The following is a 17,872-nucleotide window of genomic DNA, read 5'->3' as shown; positions in this document are numbered from 1 at the left end:
TTTGTTTCCTCGTTCTGTGATGACGGAATTTTGTTCCCCGTCTTGATTCTTAATATTTACTTTGTGCTGTTTTTACTTCAAACAGCGGTTTGTTGCAGTTGCACTTTCACAAAAAATTATTTTTTTCAAACATGCAAGAGAATTGGAATCTCATGTTGTTGCTGACGGGCTGATCCTTCCGTCGTAAAGCAAATTTTCCGCCAAGGCTGTGCAGATCCCTATTAGATTCCGCTTCTTGATAAGTTGTTTGTTACGGCACACAAGTTATCTTTCGGCTGGAATTCCAATAGTAGTTCGCCTTGTACTGTACTATACCCGTTACTCCATTCTTAAAACATGAAATAACATTTTTTTATAAAAGTGGAATGTAGTGCCGATGATTGAACGAATTCGTGATTTTATTCAACATAGTTAGTCCGAAGCTAAAAAAGAACCTGCCGTTACCATCTTGAAAGGGATGTATCAATTCAAAATGATGATGAAAATCGAGAATGGCATGCAAATCAGCATAAGACAGTTCAATATATTTAATTAGTAGGGTATCCATTAATCCCGGAACCTCATAAGGTTCGGCAACTTGCTGATCTCCCGCGATATTCGGAATCTCTTTATATAGCCCGATACATATCTATCTTCATTTGTCGTACCTTGTTTTAATAATTGGTGATATTCTTTTGTCACTTCTTTCTCTTCTTGCAATACTATTAAATAAGGATTCTCCATCTACACCCCTCCACTTATAGTATCCTCAATTTAGCCTTTATTCATCAAACTCAAAACAATGCTACAAAATTATTCAGCCCCTATTTATTATAGTATATCGTAACAGTCTTGAAACAAGAGTGGAATAGTAACTCACCTAGTTATGGAGCGTCATGTTTTACTTGCCGTTATTGCCCTCGACTTTAATAGGAAAGCAACAGATTTGATCCTCTCATCATGGCACTTGTCCTGTCTGTCCTCCCGAAGCAGCCCAGATAAAAGCTTCATTAAGGGTGCGAAGTCAAGTTTTGAAGAAAAATATAAAAACATCTTTACAAGCAAATTCATTTCCCTTATAGTAAAGGTACCTAATTATTCTAGGTAGGTGAAAAAATATGTTTAATCGTGAACTCGTAAAAGGGAGTACGTCCATTCTTGTGCTGCAATTGCTTGATGAACGGGATATGTATGGCTATGAACTCGTGAAAGAAATGGCAAAAAGAAGTGATGATCAATTGCAAATGAAGGAGGGGACGCTTTACCCTGCGCTTCATAAAATGGAAAAACAAGCTTACGTTGAACATTACTGGAAGCATCAAGAAAAAGGGCCGGCCCGTAAATATTACCGGATTACCGAAGAAGGAAAAGATATTCTAGCTGAACGCACATCCGAATGGAAACAGTATGTTCAGGTTATGAATAATCTTATTGGAAGAAATGAAACATGAACGAGGAGGCGCAACGGTTTCTCCATGAGCTTAAAAAAGCATTGGAAGAAGATCCGCACCGTGCAGAAATTATTGCAGAATATCGCCTGCATGTAGAAGAGATGCTGGCGGAAATAACAGAACGTGATGCCGACATTTATAACCTGCTCGTTACCCGGCTAGGTTCCCCGGAAGAGCTAGCAGAACTTTGGAAAGAAGAAAAATCCGTCACACCGAAGAAAATGCAGCGACTATTCGTTTTCCTCAACATTGCATTATTTGCTGGTGGTGTACTATTTACGATTGGTTACAATGTCCTTGGCTGGAGATGGCTGGAAATCCTTTGGGAAAGTTTAACGGAATCGACGACGATTATTATTTTAATCTATCTATTTTTCTGGGGATTGCTTGGTTATGAAATCGGCAAAGCCTTAGGAGCACGAGGAAAAAAGGTGCTTACCCGGACGTTTCTCATCGGGATCATTCCGAATCTGCTGCTTATGTATTTGATTGTTTTTCGATTGATTCCTTATGAATGGTTCGATCCACTGCTCGATCGATCTTTTATCGTGCTCAGTATCCTTTGCACGGTGGCATTATATCCGGTTAGTTTACTCGGTTACTACTGGGGGAGAAGAGCGTCTGTTTAGTCGGACTGGATAGATTTGTTCAGTCCGAGAAGTATAAATGATTTATGCCTATGTACATAGTTTGTCTATATACATAGGGATTCTATGTATAGGAGCGTTTAACATGCGGACAAAACAAAGAGAATGGCTGTTTTTGTTAACTTGTCTATTTCTAGGCTTTCTAGCAAATATCAGCTTCTTATACGGGGAAATTGGAGTATCCTATATTATTTTCATCGCGTTCTTTTACACGGTGTTATTTGTCCGGTTTAAGTTTTCCTTCGAACACCGGCGAATAGGTCTATTGCTCATGGCGGGAATCTGGTTGCTTGCGGGTAGTTTCCTGCTATTTGACAGTACGATATTTTATCCGCTGAATTTACTTGTAATCCCGGCCGTTGTATTCTTCCATATCGTCTTAATTACAAGCCCGGCGAAATTGAACTGGGGTAAGTTATCCTTTATTAGACTCGTAACTGGGAAGCTTGCGGACGCGCTCCGCTATTTGACGAACTACTTACGTTATATTGGAAGAATCATGGCGAGAAGCAGGCGGCGGGTGAAAAATAGGACACTAAGGCAGATTCTCTTAGGAATACTGCTTACAATTCCGATTTTGATCATCATTGTTCCGTTACTAATGTCTGCGGATGCGGTCTTTCAAGAGCAAATCGAAAATTTATTCATTTTCCGCATCAATGTAAATCTGGTTGAAGTTGGATTTCGTCTTGCCTTTACGGTTGTTGCTGCGATTTTCTTCTTCTGTATTTTCCAGGTCATTGGGAAAAAGACAAAGCGCGAGATTGAAATTCCCGAGACACCAAATAAAAAAACGTTGCCGGGAATCGTTGCGGCTACGATATTAATGTTATTAAACACATTGTATGTGCTGTTTATTGCGCTGCAGTTTCAATATTTCTTTCATGAAGGTTTGCTTGACGGCTTTACGTATGCCGATTATGCAAGACGCGGTTTCTTTGAATTAATTCTCGTTACACTGATTAACTGGACAATTTTACTCGTATTCATGAAGCGAGTGAGGCCTGAGGATGACAAGCAGAAACGATTATTGCAAATTCTATACTCTATCATGATTTCCGCTAGTGGCATTCTGCTTGTATCAGCATGGCAGCGACTTACTTTGTATGAAGCGGCATATGGTTTTACAATGGACCGATTGCTTGCCCATTATTTCATGGCATTTTTACTCGTGATCTTCGCTTATACACTCATTCGTGTCTGGTTGGAGAATCTGCCAATTTTACATTTTTACCTGATTTGCGCATTTCTCTTTTATTGCTTGTTGAATGCCGTCAATTTGGAAGAAACGATTGTGGAAAATAACCTGGAACGATATGAAGTAACAGGGAAAATTGATATTCATTATTTCTCTAACTTAGGAGCAGAAGGTATTAAAGGTCTGGTACAGTTGTATGAAAAAGATCCGGAAATACCAGGGCTCAAAGGTTTATTAATAGATAAGAGGCTAGAGCTTGAAAATGAAGATGAATCCTGGCAAGCATTTAACTTTGCAAGGGATGAAGCGAAAGAATTACTGGAAGAGCTTGGGCTCTAAACTTAATGGAGGTGGCTCGTCGTGGTCGATATACCGAAACATGTCGGGATTATAATGGATGGTAATGGAAGATGGGGAAAATCCCGGGGACTCACAAGAAGTCAAGGGCATTATGCTGGAGTTCAAGCGATGGAAAAAGCGATTGATGCAAGTATTGGTCTCGGCGTTGAAGCATTGACTTTATACGCCTTTTCTTCAGAAAACTGGGCGCGGACAAAGGAAGAAGTCAATTATCTGATGCGGCTGCCGATTCGATTTTTCAAATCAAAGCTTCCTGAATTCATGCGACGCAATGTAAAAATCACTATCTCTGGAAATATGGATGAGCTGCCAAAGGCAACGAGAAAAACATTGCAACAGTCGATGGATCAGACAAAAAATAATACCGGGTTGATCGTTAATTTCGCCTTTAATTACGGTGGGAGGGGCGAGATTGTGCAGGCTGTGCAGCACGTGATTCGTGATATGCAAGAAAAAAATATAGAACTGGATGAAGAAACCATCGAAGACTATCTTTATACCGGCGGGTTGCCAGCGCTTGATTTAGTTATCCGCACCGGTGGCGAGCAGCGGCTGAGTAATTTCCTTTTATGGCAAGCTGCCCATGCCGAACTTTATTTCACGGATATTTACTTCCCGGATTTTGATGAAGCGGAGATGCAAGCGGCAATTTACGAATTTCAAGAACGCAGAGCGGTTTATGATTTTACGGAAATGTATCGTAAGGCGAAATAAGGCTTAGATATACGGGGATTTTTCGCGATTCCTGGTCGGTGTGCGAGTTTATACGGGTGTGGTGCGCGATTCCCGGATGGCGTGCGGGTTTGGACAATGATCGTGCGCTAATCCCGGGTGTCGTGCGAATCTATTTCAGGTTACTGGTGTTCATCTTAGCAATAAGAACAGCGCATGTAAGAATGTATAAAACATATATAGATTGTTCAAAGTTAAAAGCAGGCTAGTTGTAGTGTGTGATCCCTTTGTTAATTGGCATTAGCGCAATAATAAAATAAACGATTCATGGAAGAGGTGACCTTTAGCATGAATACAGCCAGAGAACGCTTGCTTAAAATCATTGAGAAAATACCTGATCAGGAAGTAGATAAAATTCTAGATTTTGCGGAATATTTAGCAGCTAAGCAAGAAAAGAGATTAACTGGTGATTTAACGAAGGCTAGTGAAAGCAGCTTAGATTTTTGGGATAATGATATCGATGATGAGGTTTGGAACAATGTATAATTAAGGCGACATCCTTTTAATATCCGTTCCAGTGATTTAACTAATTCGAAGCAACGTCCTGTACTAGTTATTTCAAATAATAGTTATAATGAAATGACTAATGATATTGTTGTTGTTGCTATCACTTCAAAAGTAAGGAATCATGAGTTTTCAGTTTCAATTAATACAATTGATTTATCAGAGGGTGAACTGAAAGTCACTTCAGAGATTAGAACTGATAAAATATATACACTATCTAAACAAATCGTGAGAACAAAAATTCGGTCGGGTAAATTCCGAGATTCTGGAAGTTGTCCGAAAGCGAATTAACAATCGAATGAATTTCATAATTACCAAAGTCGGCTATTCCATCACCATATGTAGTTGGGAACGAACTAACTCAACTACATATGGTGATGGTGAAGCATTAAATACGTATTATGAAATTCATTAAATCTAATAAATAATTAGACTAAAAATGGACTGGTGCACAGTCCATTTTTATTTTTTCAAAACACGGATAAACCGCTCTCGGAATTTCTCCCTGTCTTCGTTTGTGAAGGCTTTCGGTCCTTTCGTGCGCTGTCCGGCCTTCCTCGCTTGAGCACTCAGGTAACGCGTTTGCAGCAGTTCATCGATATTCTTATTCGTATACATAAACCCCTTATGATGCATGACTTGACAGCCTTTCGGAAGAGCGAGGGAGGCGAGTCCGTAATCTTGGGTGATGACAAGGTCTCCCTTCTCGGCAAGCTTCATAATCCGGTAATCCGCTGCATCCCTAGCATTATCAACATAAATGGTCTCGACACCTGGCGGGTTTTCCTGCAGGGAAAAATGAGAAATGCTCGTTACGAGAATAACGTTCAAATCCCTTCGAACTGCTTCATCGATAATAATATCTTTCACTGGGCAAGCATCTGCATCAACATAAATATTCATCTTTCACACTCCTTCAATTAACTACTACTAGCATACCAAAGTTCAGTTGCATTCTATACAAAATTATTGTATAGTACATTACATGAGTAATGCACTGAATCAGAGGAGGTGCGCACTTGATAATCGACTCAACGAGTTGCAGGCCAATCTATATTCAAATAGCCGAATGGATGGAAACAGAAATATTGAATGATAATTTCAAGGCCGATGATAAGGTGTACTCCCAATATCAGCTGGCGGAAATGTTTACGATCAATCCGGCCACAGCGGCAAAAGGCTTGAACGTTTTGACGGATGAAAATATTTTATACGGGAAGCGTGGACTTGGAAAGTTTGTGACGCAAGAAGCAAAAGCAATCATCATTGATAAAAGAAAGAATGAAAAATTGAAAGGGCTTTTAGAGGAAGTGGCACTGGAGGCAGGACGACTACATGTCAGTGACGAGGAATTAATTACGATGCTGCATCATGCAATCGAAGAACATAAGGGGGACGGGGCATGAAAGTGATTGAATGCAAAAATCTAACGAAACGAATGATTGGAAGAAATGCATTGAACCAATTAAGTTTCACATTGGAAGGGGATAAAATAACCGGATTAATCGGAAGAAATGGAGCGGGGAAAACAACGCTCATGAAGATTCTTGCAGGGTATTGGCACGAAACGTCGGGTGAGGTTAACGTATTTGCCGAGCGGCCATTCCAAAATTTAAACGTATCCGTGAATGCAATTTATGTAGATGACCAAATGCAGTTCAGCCATACGTTGACACTAAAGGATATTTTAAAAGAAGCAGCACGCTTTTATCCGAATTGGGATGCGGTTCTTGCGGAGCGTCTCTTTGAGTATTTTTCTTTTCACCCGAGAGCGAAACATGATTATTTATCGAAAGGGAAGAAAAGCACGTTCAATATGATTATTGGGCTTGCATCAAGATGCAAGCTGACAATGTTTGATGAGCCGACAACAGGGATGGATGCCTCCGTAAGAAAAGATTTTTACCGGGCTCTGTTGAAAGATTATCTGGCCCATCCAAGGACAATTCTTCTATCAAGTCATCATTTAGAAGAAATGGAAGACCTGCTGGAGGAAATCATTTTAATCGATGAGGGGCAAGTCGTCTTACATGAGTCGATGGATGAATTGAAGGAATATGCGCAAGGGATCACGGGGAGAGCGGAAGTTTTAGAGCCGTTGTTTGCGGGTGAAGAGGTAATCTATGAAACGCGAGTAGGCGATCATTCCACTTATGCCGTAGTGAAATCGAACAGTCCCGTTATCCAGAAGGCGAAGCAACACGGAATGGCTACAGGTCCGGTGCAGCCAAATGATTTATGTATTTACCTGACTGCTAAGCATAAGGGAGGGATTGATGATGTCTTTAAATAAGATGGATCATTCTACTGTTGTAGGGAAGCAATTAAATTATAAGTTGAAAGTGAATGTTGGGATGTTCACTTCGCTTGTTATTGTTCAAGTTATTGCTTTGTTTTTATCAATTATTGGACCAATGCAAGGATTCAGCGGGATGAATGAGGTAGAAGTAGAGTCTAAAAGTTATAGCGCTTATAATGTCATCCTATTTACGTCGATATGGGCACTTATCCATGCCATCATTATGACGACTAAAAAGGACTGGGAAAAGTCATTTCCATTCGTAGGTAACGGACGGACTAATGATTTATCCAACTTTCTATTTCTAATCGGTATCAGCATCGTAGCAGGAATCTTGACGATATTATCTACTATCATGCTTCGTGTGTATATTTATTATTTTAGCGGTGAATATTTGTTCATGACTCCAGGATTTGTACTATCAGGTCAGGAAGTATGGACCGGAATATTTATTATGATTATGCATTTGATTTTCATGTGTGCTGTCGGTTATTTTCTTGGTACCTTAACGAGATTTCACAGATTACTGCCAACGCTTTTGCCGATCATTCTGCTAGGATTACTGCTTGTTTTTAGTCAGACCAATTCAGATTTCATGATGAATATTTTTCAGTTTTATTATCAAGAAATGAGCGCCACCATTTTTGTATTGAAAACGATGCTCTCTACGGTCATTTTATTTGCTATATCTTTATTCATTTCTAGCAGAACGGAGGTTAGAAGATGATCTTATTTCCTTTTATCCTTCTTGGTATCATCGTCGTGTTCACCTTCTTATTGAAAAAGCTGCAATTAGACCGTTTTGGATATTGGCTGCTTGGAGGTTATTCTATTCTGTTAGTCATATCTATGGTTGTTTACTCTCTTATTCCTGCAAAGGATTTTGTTGATGAGACAGAATTTGATGAGAATAGAGTCTACCTTATACATGAACTAACAGAGCGTCGTATTCCAGTAGAAGAGTTTGAACCATACAAGAGTAAAGAATGGAGTTTTGAACTTTCGGACCGGGAAGAAGTAGCGATATATGATACCTCCAGCGACGACTACTATTTTCCTGTTGTCATTGAGTGGGTAGAAGGGCAGGAGACGATTGACATTACCTTATATGAGGTGAAGCCTGATATCGAACCCGAGCCTGTAAAAGATGATTGGAATGAAACGACCATTCATTATGATTCAGGTGAAATTACGGTCAATCAGATGGGGAAGAAACTTTATCGGTACGCTGAAGTAAGTAAAGAACCATTTCCATACACCCAATTCCGTGAAGGTGGATCACATTTTATGCACTTTGATGAAGTCTTTTATCATGAAAATGTTTTGTACATCGCACTTCCTACAGACGTTCAATTCAATAATGAGTCAGAATTAGACGTGAATTGGTTGAATTAAGCAACAGTCGGCTACCCCTCAGCCGACTTTTTTCTGCTTGTTCAAGATGAATACCGCAAGTAAAACGGCACTAATTCCCCCCAAAAGTTTACTAATAATCAGCGGAAAAACAAGTTCCGGCTCAATCCCTGCAACAAATCCGAGGTGGCTCCCGAATACGAAAGCTGCACTTACGCTAAAGGCAATATTAATAACCTTACCGCGAGGATCCATATCTTTCACAAGAGCGAGCATCGGGATAATATGGGCGATTGTTGCAATTAATCCTGCTGTCGCTGTTGGGTTGATGCCAAGCGCCCTGCCAAGCTTTTCAAGTGGTTTCTTAAATGCTTTTGAAATGAAGAGCACCATTGGAAAAGCTCCAGCAAGGAAAATCGCAATCGTCCCGACAATTTGAATCCCTTCTTCGAGTGGCGCAAGTCCTGGAATAACCACGAAACCTGTTAACGTCTCAACTACGATAGCAACGAGTCCTACCATAGCAAGAAACTCAATGAACTTCCCGAAAATGGAGAATCCTCTTACCATAAGAACAGGAATTTTCCAGAGACCGATTACGATGAAGAGCGATATGATGATGGTTGGAATCAAGTTTCTGATGAGCATCTCTAAGTTGAACCCTGCTGCGATTCCACCGATAAAGGTGCTGAAAGGGATTGTCACGATTCCAATAAGAATTCCTTGTGCTAGAAATTCGCGGTCTTTCTTTTGAATAATCCCGAGCGCAACCGGCAGGCTGAATACGACGGTCACACCAATCGATGTTCCGAGGAATACCCAGGCAAAGAATCCAGCTTCTGGAGTTCGTGCCATCGTTTCCGCCAAAGCATAGCCTCCCATATCGATAGCAAGAATTGTATTTGCGAAGGTTGCCGGGTCTGCTCCAATTAAGCCGTAAATAGGTGAGACGATTGGTAGTAAAACTTTAGCAATGACCGGTGCTAAGGAAATAATCCCGATCATGACAACGGCAAGTGAGCCCATTGCCATCAGGCCCTCCATGAAGCGCTCACCAAACCCAAAGCGGTTGCCGATTATTTTATCAATAGCCCCGATAATAAAGAAGAGAACTACGATATAAACTATGATTTCATTCATCTGACTTTCTCCGTTTCCTGTATGTATGCTTGATAATTTTATTATGGAGCTAGTTTGATAGTGGTGCAAGTGTCGGATTTATTCAAGGTAAATGAGGTTATGCCACCTTTGAGACGAATTCATATCCTCTCATATCTAAAAATCACAGAATCCACCAACCAAAATACAACACTACAAAAGATGGTTACAATTAATAATTTCATTAGAGTGTAATCGAATCTAACAGAATGATTTATTGTCTCTAATATCAAAGTACTCAAAAAGGTTACTGAAAAGTATAGAGTTGTAATGTTTAAAGGCACATGAAACATAACTAAGGCTAAAAATCCATAAATTGCTTTTTTCAATCGATTTTCCTATTAATAAAATTATGATTATTTATTCCCTCTCAATTTTCACCTTAAATGGATATTTCACTGCCAACAATGTAACATATCTTTTTGCCCCACCCCAATATTACAAAAGTTTTTTTGTAATATTGGGTATTCAAACAGAATTACTTGCCCCACGATAAATAGTTGTCTTATGATAAATTCATAAGAGGGCTTCTCAAATATCTTTCAATATAAAATAAAGAGGTGATTATTGCTTGTTGTTATTATCTCAAGTATAGCATTCCTCTATTTTATTAAATGTTAGAGTGCTTCATCATTTATTATTTAGGTAACTAAAAAGGGACGTTTAGCATGAGATTCAATGCTAAACGTCCCTTTTTAGTTCCATTAGTTTTAATTTCACATTTTCAATTATCATCTTATAACTCTTATAGTTTCTAAGAGAGAGCAGAAGTAAGTAATGACTAGAAGTTGATATTCAACCTAATACTCTAAAAGGGAAAGACTCTCTGTATTAAGGTAGAGAGTTCTTTCCCTTTCGTATTACCCAGTCCCATTTCGGTGAATCCTAAATTTAGAAGAACATTAACTTATGCCAATTTCCCATCGAACATCTTAAACAAATCATTCAACCCTTCGCTCATTGTCGGGTGGGTGAAAATATTATCCCGTAAAAAGGTATACGGCAGATCCGCTTCCATTGCCACGCGAACGATATTAATCATTTCGCTTGATTCCGCCGAGAATAGTGTACACCCGAGAATCTTTTTTGTTTCCGGATCAACTAATGCTTTTAGCAAACCATCCGGCTGTTTATTGATTTTCGTACGTGGGATATTTGCTGCCGGCATGGTTGCGACGACATAATTTATATTTTGTTCCTGCGCTATTTTTTCATTCAGTCCGACATGGGAAAGAACGGGTTCGATAAACACACTATACGGCACATTTTTACGTTTCGCTAAAGAGTAAGAGCCACCAGTTAAAACTTGATCCCGGACAATCCGGTAATCATCAAGTGAGATATACGTGAATTGCGGTCCGCCGTTCACATCACCGAGTGCCCAGATATGTCTGTTCGAAGTCCGTAAATCGTCATCGACAATGATTGCACCATTGTCATCAACTTCCACACTTGCTTTACCGAGTTCAAGTCCTTCTGTATAAGGTTTCCTTCCCGTCGCAAGCAGTAGAGCGGAGGCTGTTTCCGTCCTTTCTTTTCCTTTATCAAATTCAAGAGTCACTTCTATTCCAGATTCATGATTGGAGACCGCCGTCGCTTTACTTCCATGGACAACGGAGATACCTTTAGCTTGCACGACTTTCAATACTTCTTCGGCTATATCTCTGTCGTCGTTTTCCATGAAGTCTTTCGAGCTGTCGATTATGGTGATTTCCGTTCCAAAGTTCGCATACATGACGGCGAATTCAAGTCCGATATACCCGCCACCGACAATGATTAATTTTTCCGGTAGCTCGGCTACTTGTTGCAGTTCGGTTGATGTATAAACATGATTTGCTTCTTTTAATCCATCGATTGGGGGAATGACTGGCTCTGAACCGGTATTGATAATGAAATAATCTGCAGTGAGATCCAGTGTTTCTTCTTTTGCTTCGAGATGGATTTGGTTCGTTCCGACAAAGCTTGCTTCTGCTGTATAAACCATGACCGTCTCTTGATCTGCAAGGTTTTTATAGTTCTTTTCCCGTAATGCGGCGATTGTTTTATTTTTATCCTCAATCGCGTTTCGGTAATATTCATTTTTGTTATTTTTTAATTGACTATCTTTTTCTGCATGATGGATGAGTAATTTCGTTGGGATACAGGCGATATTGATGCATGTCCCACCATACATTTCATTCGACTTCTCAATCATCGCAACTGTTTTACCTTGGGCTGCAAGATCTGCTGCAAGCGTCTTTCCGCCTTTTCCGAATCCGATGATAATATAATCATAATGTTTCATTCAATCGCTTCCCTTCATCCAAACTATTGCCGTTTTTGGGTTTATTAAACCGGTGGGAAAATAGGGAAATGTGTGTAAATTAATGGGAAGACAATTTGTTATCCATAAATCTGAAATAAGACAAGACTAAACCAACTAAAGTGACACTGCTAATCAGTAGTCCGATGAATAGTGGTCGTGTGGTTTTTTTCGGATATCGAGCGGGGTGTGTCTAATCGAACACTTGTCTGAGACATATTTTCGAATATCGAGCGGGGTATGTCTAATAGTACACTTATCTGAGACATTTTTTGAAATATCGAGCTAGGTATGTCTAATCGAACACTTATGAGACAGTTTTGCGGATTTAAGGCTAAGAGTGGCTAATTAAGTGCTACCAAGTCATAATTCCTAAGAAAAAACAATGAATGGAATATTTAGTTCAACTTGTATAGATGGAAATGTTGTTTACACTCGAGCAAATCCGATTCCGTTTTATTCGGGTGAATAGAGATGTTCTTAACTCCAGTTTATTCAGGCGGAGAGAATTGCTTTCAACACAGGAAAGCTCCATCCACTTTTTCCGGTATTTTGGCAGGGAGGAAATGGCTAAAAGTAGGAAGGTATCCCCACATGAAAAAATCCAAACTGTCTAATATCCTTAAAAAAAACTTATAAAAAACTATTGCATGTTTATGAATAATAGTGCATAATAATACACAACTTAAATTTCTGGGAGGAATATCATCATGATTTCGTTAGCGAAAGATCTGAAGATTGATAACGAAGAGTTTTTTGGAAGAGATTTTCTTAGCCTTGAGAATTACACACCAGAGCAAATTCATCATTTATTGGAGCTTGCTTCTTATATAAAGGATCAGCGCAAGAATGGGTTCGCTTTTGAACCGTTAAAAGGGAAAGTGCTTGGCATGATCTTTGAAAAATCATCGACGAGAACGCGCGTCTCTTTTGAAGCGGGTATGATTCAGCTTGGTGGGCAGGCAATCTTTCTAAATTCGAAAGATATCCAGCTTGGTCGTGGTGAGACGATTGCAGATACGGCGCGCGTATTATCTGGCTATCTGGACGGAATCATGATTCGGACTTACTCCCATGAAGACGTGGAAGAGCTCGCAGAATATGCATCCGTTCCGGTCATCAATGGATTAACGGACTTGCATCACCCTTGTCAGGTGTTAGCGGATCTACAAACGATGCTGGAGACGAAAGGAACGCTGAAAGGTCAGAAGCTTGTTTATATTGGAGACGGAAATAATATGGCGAATTCACTTCTGATCGGAGCTGCGAAGATGGGAATAAATATGGTGGTCGCAGCACCTGAAAACTATTTCCCGAATGAAGAAGTGATGAAGCAGGCAGAAGAAATTGCGGCGGAAACTGGTGGGACTATTTCTGTTATGACTGATCCGGCTGAAGCTGTAAAAGATGCAGATTTTATTTATACAGATGTCTGGGCAAGTATGGGTCAGGAAGCAGAGCAAAAGGAAAGAAAAGCAATTTTTGCTAACTACCAAGTGAATGATGAGCTGCTGGCAAAAGCGAAATCAGATGTTACGTTTCTTCATTGCTTACCTGCACATCGCGGGGAAGAAGTGACAGAGAGTGTACTGGAAGGGGAGCAATCTGCTGTATTCCAGCAGGCTGAAAACCGTCTGCATGCTCAAAAAGCGTTGATGACTGCTTTGATGAGCTAAAGATATGCAAAAAATAAGGGTATGAGCGAGTAATAATCGCTCATACCCTTATTTTGATTCTACTATTAAACCAACCGTATCCATTTTCATACGCTCTAAACGATAATCGGGTAAGACCTCTTTTAGAGCTGTAATAACTTTACTGCTTCTATCTTGCGGTACAAAGGACATCATGGTCGGCCCTGCACCACTTATGACTGTTCCAAACGCCCCATGTTCTTTCGCTGTTTGCTGAATCAAATCATAGTTCGGGATTAATGATTTTCGATATGGTTCATGGAAAATATCTTTCTCCATCATTTTCCCGGCAAGCTCATAGTCGCCGCTAATAAGCGCTGCAACCGTTACATTACCGATCCCGCTGCCAAGAGCGGCGTCAGCGATTGAAAATTGTTCTGGTAATACATCCCTTGCTGCCTTCGTTTTCAATTCGACTGCTGGGATGAGAGCAATTAACTCAAGACCGAGCTGATCAATCTTCAACCAATCAATTTCTTCATCTTTATAGGTAGAAATGATAAGTCCTCCGAGTAAGGCAGGGGCAACATTATCTGGATGTCCTTCGATTTCTGTTGCATAAGCTAGCTTTTCCTCTTGAGACAAGCCAAGGTCGCCAAGCTGATTGGCTAGCTCAATTCCTGCAACAATCGCAGCGGCACTGCTTCCTAAGCCTCTGGCGAGCGGGATACTTGTCGTTTCCTCCACAAGGGCAGGGCGTAATGTTTTTCCATGTCTTTCGGCAGTCTGTTTTGCTGTCGTATAAATGAAATTCTCTTCAAAAGGAACGTCACAGGCAGACGGGGAAATGAATTCCCATGTCGTCTGCTCGGTCACTTCCAATGTTAAATATAAATCAACTGCTAAACCCATGGAGTCGAATCCGGGTCCGATATTTGCAGAACTTGCTGGAACCCGTATCATGAAACTACTCATGGCTCGTCAACTCTTCAATATACTGCTTAATTGCTGCTGCATCGTTCGGAAGAGATACGGGATCGATTTCCTGATTCTCTTGAACGGTTTGTGGATCCTTCAATCCATTTCCAGTTAGAACAGCAACGACTTTGCTTCCTTGTGGGATATTGCCTGCTTTACATTGTTGGATAACGCCGGCAATGGAAGCATTGGATCCTGGCTCGGCAAATACTCCTTCTTTTTTTGGAAGTTGCTTGAACGCGTGTAAAATTTCTTCATCACTGACGGAAGTGATGATTCCTCCTGATTCATCGCGGGCAGTTGTTGCTAGGTCCCAGCTAGCTGGATTTCCGATACGGATTGCGGTTGCGATTGTTTCCGGCTGGTCGATTGGTTCATTCGTCGTAATTGCTGCAGCACCTTCTGCTTCAAAGCCAAAGATTTTTGGTAACCCGCTTTGTTTATGTTCATGATATTCTTTGAAACCTTTCCAGTAGGCGCTGATGTTACCAGCATTCCCAACTGGAATTGCTAAAATATCTGGTGCCGTCCCGAGGTCGTCAATAATTTCGAAGGCTGCTGTTTTCTGTCCTTCAATCCGATACGGGTTCACCGAGTTTACGAGTGTCACTGGTGATGTTTCACTAATTTCGCGCACCATCTTCAATGCCTCGTCAAAGTTTCCGTCAATTTCAATGATTTCTGCTCCGTAAATAACCGCCTGTGCAAGTTTTCCAAGCGCTACTTTCCCTTTAGGGATAACGATGATTGCGCGCATGCCTGCTCGTGCTGCATAAGCTGCAGCTGCAGCGGAAGTATTTCCGGTTGAAGCACAGATGACCGATTTACTTCCTTCTTCTTTCGCTTTCGCAATCGCCATTACCATTCCGCGGTCTTTAAAAGAACCGGTAGGATTAGCACCCTCAATTTTTCCGTACAGCTCGATTCCGAGCTCTTCCGATAGGGAAGGGAAGTGGAGGAGCGGTGTATTTCCTTCATTTAATGTTAGTTCTGGTGTTTTCTCTGTTACCGGTAAATAATCTCGGTATTGTTTGATTAGTCCTTGCCAAGTCATTCTGTTCCATCTCCTTCAACACGGTAATAGCTTGAGATTTCTTTTAATACGTCTAATTTCCGGATTTTCTCCAGTAAGTTTGTAAAGTTTGCTTCGGATGTCTGATGTGTAATAACGATGATTTCAGCTGTTTTCTTCTCTTCATTCGGGCGTTGGATAATTCGTTTCAAGCTGATTTCATGTTCATGGAACAGATTAGACAGTTTGGAAAACACACCTGCCTCGTCTTTCACATTTACACGCAAGTAATATTGGGAGAAGCGCTCACTTTCATCCTTCAATGCTTTGGGGAAATAGTTCGTTACAACCTGTTCACCTGTTACACCGAGGCGGATGTTTTTCACGACAGCTACTAGATCCGATACGATAGCCGTTGCGGTTGGAAGACTACCTGCACCAGGCCCGTAGAACATCGTTTCTCCCACAGCTTTCCCGTATACATAAACAGCATTGTATTCATTCTTCACAGTTGCAAGTGGATGCTCATTGGATAAGAAGGTCGGCAGTACATGAGTTTCAAGCTCCCCATTTCTGAAGTCTGCATAACCGATCAATTTCATCGTATAGCCTAATTCAGTCCCGTTCTGAATATCATCTGCGGTGATGTTGGAAATCCCTGTGACTGTCACATCATCTAAATCAACAGGCGCAGAAAACGCAAGGCGGGCAAGGATAGCCATCTTCCGGGCGGCATCAAGTCCTTCCACGTCAGCTGTCGGGTCGGCTTCTGCAAATCCAAGATCTTGAGCTTGCTTTAATGCAGCTTCATAGCTTGCGCCTTCCTCTGCCATTTTCGTTAATATGTAATTCGTTGTTCCATTGACAATTCCCATGACGCGTTCAATACGGTCGGATGAAAGGCCATCTGTAATTCCTCTAAGGATTGGAATGCCTCCCGCAACACTTGCTTCATAGAAGAAGTCGGATTTGTTCTTCTCTGCTTCAGCATGCAGTTCTGGTCCATGCAGGGCGACTAAGTCTTTGTTTGCGGAAATGACATGCTTTTTCGCGGCAAAGGCACGGAGGATATAATCTTTTGCGGTATCGATTCCACCCATCACTTCGATGACGACATCAATTTCCGGATCATTTAACACATCATCCGGATTGACTGTGAGCAGGGTAGGGTCAACATCGACTTCCCGTGCTTTCTCCAGATTGCGGACAAGGACGCGTTTTACCTCAACCGTCACGCCCAGTTGATGCTTTAACTTTTCCTGGTGTTCGTTAATGATCTGCACAATTCCGGATCCAACAACACCAAGACCTAATAAACCAACGGATACTTTATTTTCCATTTCCTCACCTCATCACTGCAGAGTATCGCAGTATAATTTTCTATATTTAATCAATTTAACCACGAAAAGTACCAGATATCAATACAGAACCAACGAGTTTTTTATTTAAAACGCTTACTTTTAGAAAAGATGAATAACAATTTATTATTTCATCAATACCTTATAGTATCCGGTTAGGCGGAGGGGGAGTTCAATGCGACATGAAATTGTCGGCAGCTTGTTTTTTATCCTGCTGATCCTTGGTTTACTCATCGGAATAGCAGTGAACAAAATCGAACTATTCGGCTTCTTAGGATTACTATGTGGACTTGGGGTCGTCTTACTGTTCCGGAAAAAATGAGCGGGACAGGGGGTCAGAGCATTTGTTCCTGGGACAAATGCTCTGACCCCCTGTCCCAAATCTCAAGCACCCTCGAGTTCGAGAAGCGTTTTCTTCAGGTCCAGACCTGCTCGGAACCCGCCAAGACTACCATCTTTTTGGATAACCCGGTGGCAGGGAACGACGATGAGGACGGGATTCTTTCCAATGGCTGTCCCGACCGCTCGGATGCTTTTTGGATTTCCGATCGCTGCAGCAATTTCAGAATAGGTTTTCGTCTCACCGTACGGAATCTGTTGGAGTGCATCCCATACAGCGAGTTGGAATGTTGTACCTCGCAGATCAAGCGGGAGGTCAAGCCTATTTCGTTCTCCGGAAAAGTATTCCTTGAATATGTGGTTATAGGGTACAAGCCTCTCTGCATTTTCTACAAAAATCCGCTCCGGATTCTGCTTCAAGAGCCAAGCCTTCATATCTTCCTCATCTTCGTTAAATCCGCCAGCCCAGCACAAACCTTTTTCCGTAGCTGCTAAAATCATTTGCTTTCCGTCCTGTTCCAACGAGCTGAAGTAGATGACTTCCTCTTTCCTTTCCATATCAACAACT

Annotated in this window: 21 protein-coding genes; 12 read left to right on the top strand and 9 right to left on the bottom strand. The window is 41.1% G+C overall.

Features of this window, described 5'->3' with window-relative positions:
* Positions 1-352: 352 nt before the first annotated feature.
* A complete protein-coding gene (locus LZD48_RS19105) occupies positions 353-595 on the bottom strand; it encodes a Fic family protein (RefSeq protein ID WP_369010269.1) in 243 nt (80 codons plus the stop codon).
* Positions 547-723, bottom strand: coding sequence for a hypothetical protein (locus LZD48_RS14365; protein ID WP_235763414.1), 177 nt, complete (start codon positions 721-723; stop codon positions 547-549). The genes LZD48_RS19105 and LZD48_RS14365 overlap by 49 nt, the downstream gene beginning before the upstream one ends.
* Positions 724-1,097: 374 nt before the next feature.
* On the opposite strand from LZD48_RS14365, the gene LZD48_RS14360 reads away from it, so the two are divergent.
* From LZD48_RS14360 to LZD48_RS19100, 6 genes are all read left to right on the top strand, one after another.
* Positions 1,098-1,430 (top strand): PadR family transcriptional regulator, encoded by a 333-nt coding sequence (locus LZD48_RS14360; RefSeq protein ID WP_235763413.1) that lies wholly within the window; start codon positions 1,098-1,100, stop codon positions 1,428-1,430.
* The gene (locus LZD48_RS14355) at positions 1,427-2,059 is read left to right on the top strand and encodes an HAAS signaling domain-containing protein (RefSeq protein WP_235763412.1); all 633 of its coding nucleotides are present in this window, start codon (positions 1,427-1,429) and stop codon (positions 2,057-2,059) included. The genes LZD48_RS14360 and LZD48_RS14355 overlap by 4 nt, the downstream gene beginning before the upstream one ends.
* Before the next feature lie 103 nt (positions 2,060-2,162).
* Positions 2,163-3,614: a DUF4153 domain-containing protein gene (locus tag LZD48_RS14350; RefSeq protein WP_235763411.1), complete on the top strand. Its 1,452-nt coding sequence runs from the start codon at positions 2,163-2,165 to the stop codon at positions 3,612-3,614.
* Between the two features lie 21 nt (positions 3,615-3,635).
* Complete coding sequence (gene uppS / locus LZD48_RS14345; protein WP_235763410.1) at positions 3,636-4,349, top strand: undecaprenyl pyrophosphate synthase; 714 nt, start codon at positions 3,636-3,638, stop codon at positions 4,347-4,349.
* Positions 4,350-4,655: 306 nt separating this feature from the next.
* The gene (locus LZD48_RS14340) at positions 4,656-4,853 is read left to right on the top strand and encodes a DUF2281 domain-containing protein (protein WP_235763409.1); all 198 of its coding nucleotides are present in this window, start codon (positions 4,656-4,658) and stop codon (positions 4,851-4,853) included.
* Between the two features lie 93 nt (positions 4,854-4,946).
* Positions 4,947-5,162: a type II toxin-antitoxin system PemK/MazF family toxin gene (locus tag LZD48_RS19100; RefSeq protein WP_369010268.1), complete on the top strand. Its 216-nt coding sequence runs from the start codon at positions 4,947-4,949 to the stop codon at positions 5,160-5,162.
* Between the two features lie 171 nt (positions 5,163-5,333).
* On the opposite strand, the gene LZD48_RS14335 is transcribed toward LZD48_RS19100, so the two are convergent.
* Positions 5,334-5,774, bottom strand: coding sequence for a YaiI/YqxD family protein (locus tag LZD48_RS14335; protein WP_235763408.1), 441 nt, complete (start codon positions 5,772-5,774; stop codon positions 5,334-5,336).
* A gap of 116 nt (positions 5,775-5,890) precedes the next feature.
* On the opposite strand from LZD48_RS14335, the gene LZD48_RS14330 reads away from it, so the two are divergent.
* From LZD48_RS14330 to LZD48_RS14315, 4 genes are read left to right on the top strand one after another with little or no spacing between them, the layout of a single operon-like run.
* Positions 5,891-6,277, top strand: coding sequence for a GntR family transcriptional regulator (locus LZD48_RS14330; RefSeq protein WP_235763407.1), 387 nt, complete (start codon positions 5,891-5,893; stop codon positions 6,275-6,277).
* On the top strand, positions 6,274-7,164 hold the full coding sequence (locus LZD48_RS14325; RefSeq protein WP_235763406.1) for an ATP-binding cassette domain-containing protein: 891 nt from the start codon (positions 6,274-6,276) through the stop codon (positions 7,162-7,164). Before LZD48_RS14330 ends, LZD48_RS14325 begins: the two co-directional genes overlap by 4 nt.
* A complete protein-coding gene (locus LZD48_RS14320; RefSeq protein ID WP_235763405.1) occupies positions 7,151-7,897 on the top strand; it encodes a hypothetical protein in 747 nt (248 codons plus the stop codon). The genes LZD48_RS14325 and LZD48_RS14320 overlap by 14 nt, the downstream gene beginning before the upstream one ends.
* Positions 7,894-8,565, top strand: a complete 672-nt coding sequence (locus LZD48_RS14315) for a hypothetical protein (RefSeq protein WP_235763404.1) — start codon at positions 7,894-7,896, stop codon at positions 8,563-8,565. The genes LZD48_RS14320 and LZD48_RS14315 overlap by 4 nt, the downstream gene beginning before the upstream one ends.
* Before the next feature lie 18 nt (positions 8,566-8,583).
* Here the strand turns inward: LZD48_RS14315 and eutH are convergent, their stop codons facing one another.
* Both eutH and LZD48_RS14305 read right to left on the bottom strand, forming a co-directional pair.
* The gene (eutH, locus tag LZD48_RS14310; RefSeq protein ID WP_235763403.1) at positions 8,584-9,663 is read right to left on the bottom strand and encodes an ethanolamine utilization protein EutH; all 1,080 of its coding nucleotides are present in this window, start codon (positions 9,661-9,663) and stop codon (positions 8,584-8,586) included.
* Between the two features lie 925 nt (positions 9,664-10,588).
* The gene (locus LZD48_RS14305; protein ID WP_235763402.1) at positions 10,589-11,965 is read right to left on the bottom strand and encodes an FAD-dependent oxidoreductase; all 1,377 of its coding nucleotides are present in this window, start codon (positions 11,963-11,965) and stop codon (positions 10,589-10,591) included.
* A 728-nt stretch (positions 11,966-12,693) separates the two neighbouring features.
* Between LZD48_RS14305 and argF the strand changes: the two genes are divergently transcribed.
* Positions 12,694-13,659 carry an ornithine carbamoyltransferase gene (gene argF / locus LZD48_RS14300; RefSeq protein WP_235763401.1) on the top strand — a complete coding sequence of 322 codons (966 nt, stop codon included), beginning with the start codon at positions 12,694-12,696 and terminating at the stop codon, positions 13,657-13,659.
* A 48-nt stretch (positions 13,660-13,707) separates the two neighbouring features.
* On the opposite strand, the gene thrB is transcribed toward argF, so the two are convergent.
* Genes thrB through LZD48_RS14285 form a run of 3 tightly spaced genes read right to left on the bottom strand, consistent with a single transcriptional unit; the run spans position 13,708 to position 16,947 of the window.
* A complete protein-coding gene (gene thrB / locus LZD48_RS14295) occupies positions 13,708-14,592 on the bottom strand; it encodes a homoserine kinase (protein WP_235763400.1) in 885 nt (294 codons plus the stop codon).
* Positions 14,585-15,649 carry a threonine synthase gene (gene thrC / locus LZD48_RS14290; RefSeq protein ID WP_235763399.1) on the bottom strand — a complete coding sequence of 355 codons (1,065 nt, stop codon included), beginning with the start codon at positions 15,647-15,649 and terminating at the stop codon, positions 14,585-14,587. The genes thrB and thrC overlap by 8 nt, the downstream gene beginning before the upstream one ends.
* Entirely contained in the window at positions 15,646-16,947 is a 1,302-nt protein-coding gene (locus LZD48_RS14285) for a homoserine dehydrogenase (protein WP_235763398.1), read from the bottom strand. The genes thrC and LZD48_RS14285 overlap by 4 nt, the downstream gene beginning before the upstream one ends.
* A 193-nt stretch (positions 16,948-17,140) precedes the next feature.
* On the opposite strand from LZD48_RS14285, the gene LZD48_RS14280 reads away from it, so the two are divergent.
* A complete protein-coding gene (locus LZD48_RS14280; protein WP_235763397.1) occupies positions 17,141-17,287 on the top strand; it encodes a hypothetical protein in 147 nt (48 codons plus the stop codon).
* Positions 17,288-17,349: 62 nt separating this feature from the next.
* Here LZD48_RS14280 and LZD48_RS14275 read toward each other — a convergent pair whose 3' ends face one another.
* Positions 17,350-17,862 (bottom strand): methylated-DNA--[protein]-cysteine S-methyltransferase, encoded by a 513-nt coding sequence (locus tag LZD48_RS14275; RefSeq protein ID WP_235763396.1) that lies wholly within the window; start codon positions 17,860-17,862, stop codon positions 17,350-17,352.
* Positions 17,863-17,872 lie beyond the last annotated feature (10 nt).

It is taken from the genome of Oceanobacillus alkalisoli, from assembly GCF_021556485.1.
Classification (GTDB): Bacteria; Bacillota; Bacilli; order Bacillales; family Amphibacillaceae; genus Oceanobacillus; species Oceanobacillus alkalisoli.
This window is presented reverse-complemented; position numbering and strand designations above follow the sequence as displayed.